The 1849-nt window shown below is 38.2% G+C and carries 3 protein-coding genes; all 3 read right to left on the bottom strand.

Annotated features, from left to right (window positions below; translation table 11 throughout):
- Positions 1-298 (bottom strand): hypothetical protein (locus Q8907_16850; protein MDP4275938.1); only part of this gene is annotated, 298 nt, incomplete at its 3' end.
- A 2-nt stretch (positions 299-300) separates the two neighbouring features.
- Positions 301-894, bottom strand: coding sequence for a riboflavin synthase (locus tag Q8907_16845; GenBank protein ID MDP4275937.1), 594 nt, complete (start codon positions 892-894; stop codon positions 301-303).
- Positions 895-1006: 112 nt separating this feature from the next.
- Positions 1007-1567 (bottom strand): superoxide dismutase family protein, encoded by a 561-nt coding sequence (locus Q8907_16840; GenBank protein ID MDP4275936.1) that lies wholly within the window; start codon positions 1565-1567, stop codon positions 1007-1009.
- Between the last annotated feature and the right edge of the window lie 282 nt (positions 1568-1849).

The following is a 1849-nucleotide window of genomic DNA, read 5'->3' as shown; positions in this document are numbered from 1 at the left end:
GGGGGGAAAGAAAATTATCCAGAAAAACAAGCTGGTTAAAATCTTTGTAAAAAACGACAATCCGGAAAGGATTACTCACATCAACCAGCTGAATATGCCCAAGATAGGCATTGGTATAAACATTTTTCCTGCTGTTTTCACTGTATTTTATGATACTACGGCCAGAAACCAGGTAAATATTCCCCAGGCCGTCACTTGTACACACTGTGCCTTTCTCAGGAAGGGTATACAAGTATTCATAATTTTCGGCCGTCTGAGGAAACAGAAAATTTAAAAACAGCAGCAAGTATAAAGCCATCTCTAACCCAATTGTTGTTTCAATATTTTGGCAATGTACTTACCTAAAATATCAAACTCAAGATTGACGACCGTGCCAACCTTTATTCGGCAAAAATTTGTGTGTTCGTAAGTATAAGGAATGATGGCCACCTGAAAAGAATCATCTTTTGAATTTACCACTGTCAGGCTCACTCCGTTAACCGAAACCGATCCCTTTTCAACCGTAATATTTCCCTTTGTGGGATCATATTGAAAAGTAAAATACCAGCTTCCTTCAGCTTCCTGAACCTGAGTACAAAGGGCAGTCTGATCCACATGGCCCTGTACGATATGCCCGTCCAACCGGCCGTCTGATTTCATGCTTCGTTCCAGATTTACCAGATCCCCTGTCTGCAGAAGTCCCAGGTTTGATTTGATCAATGTTTCCTGTATGGCAGTGACAGTATAAGTTTTATCTGTTTTTTTGACAACGGTCAGGCAAACTCCATTGTGTGAAACGCTTTGATCTATCTTTAATTCATTTACAAATGAACACTCCAGTGTGATGTTCAGATTGTCCTTTTCTTTTTCCAAACCGACTACTTTCCCGGCTTCTTCAATGATTCCTGAAAACATAAAATTTTATTTAATTTTAAACAAACATACAGTTTTTTTGATAAAAGGCCAGATTGATGCATGAATTCCCAAACAGAAAAATTTCGTTTTTATTCTCTTTTTCTCTTTCATATCACTTACTTATGCCAATCACCCCGCAAGCTACCCTGGAACCCGCATTACCGGTGGGCTGGCTTTTAAGGTCATCTTCGCTCATATGGATAATGACCGAACGGCCGATGATAGAATTTCTGCCACTAAATGAAATGACATGGTCAATATATTCCAGGTGTGCCTTTCCGGTATCATCTGCCTGGAGGTTTCCCATATCACCGGCATGCCTTATCTTGTCGTTGGGAGATCCATGGCTTTGTCCTTCCGGATTGAAATGTCCGCCTGCTGAAATGGCATCGGAACTGCTGCAATCCCCGCATTCATGAATATGAAAACCATGCCTGCCTTTTGTCAGGCCCTGAACATCTGCAACAATTTTTATGCCGTTTGCAACACGCGTAAAAGTAACTATTCCCGAAACCTGGTTATTCTCTGTAGGATACAGTACACATACGGCTTTCTGAATAGTTGTTTGGGAACCCGCATATTTCTTAGACTGACCATTTAACGGAAAATTAAAAACAATGACTACTATCAATGACCAGAAAGCGGTCAGTAACATTTTTTTTAAAATTTTCATGGCATTTGAATTTTAGTTGATTTTATTGCACTATAAAATACTAATTATCAAATAAAAATAAAAAATAAAACCATACGAACCTCTTTGACTGAACCTGTTTTTTACTGATTTTTCTCATTGAATTTAGGTCATCATTTTAATAATTAAAGTTTCGCAAGTAAATATCTCCCTGAACGGAATAAAATTTAACAACTGAGATTTATTGTTCATCATGTCACATAGAAATAATGAGAAATATTCCTCTGTGTCTTCTCTGTGTACCTCTGTGTTATTGTATCGATT

This window comes from Bacteroidota bacterium (genome assembly GCA_030706565.1).
Lineage (GTDB): Bacteria > Bacteroidota > Bacteroidia > Bacteroidales > JAUZOH01 > JAUZOH01.
The sequence above is the reverse complement of the archived record's forward strand: the minus strand, read 5'-3'. Positions and strand labels throughout refer to the sequence as shown.

Coding starts and splice junctions, on each gene's coding strand:
- Q8907_16845 (MDP4275937.1), bottom strand. CDS start 894: ATGTTTTCAGGAATCATTGAAGAAGCCGGGAAAGTAGTCGGTTTGGAA.
- Q8907_16840 (MDP4275936.1), bottom strand. CDS start 1,567: ATGAAAATTTTAAAAAAAATGTTACTGACCGCTTTCTGGTCATTGATA.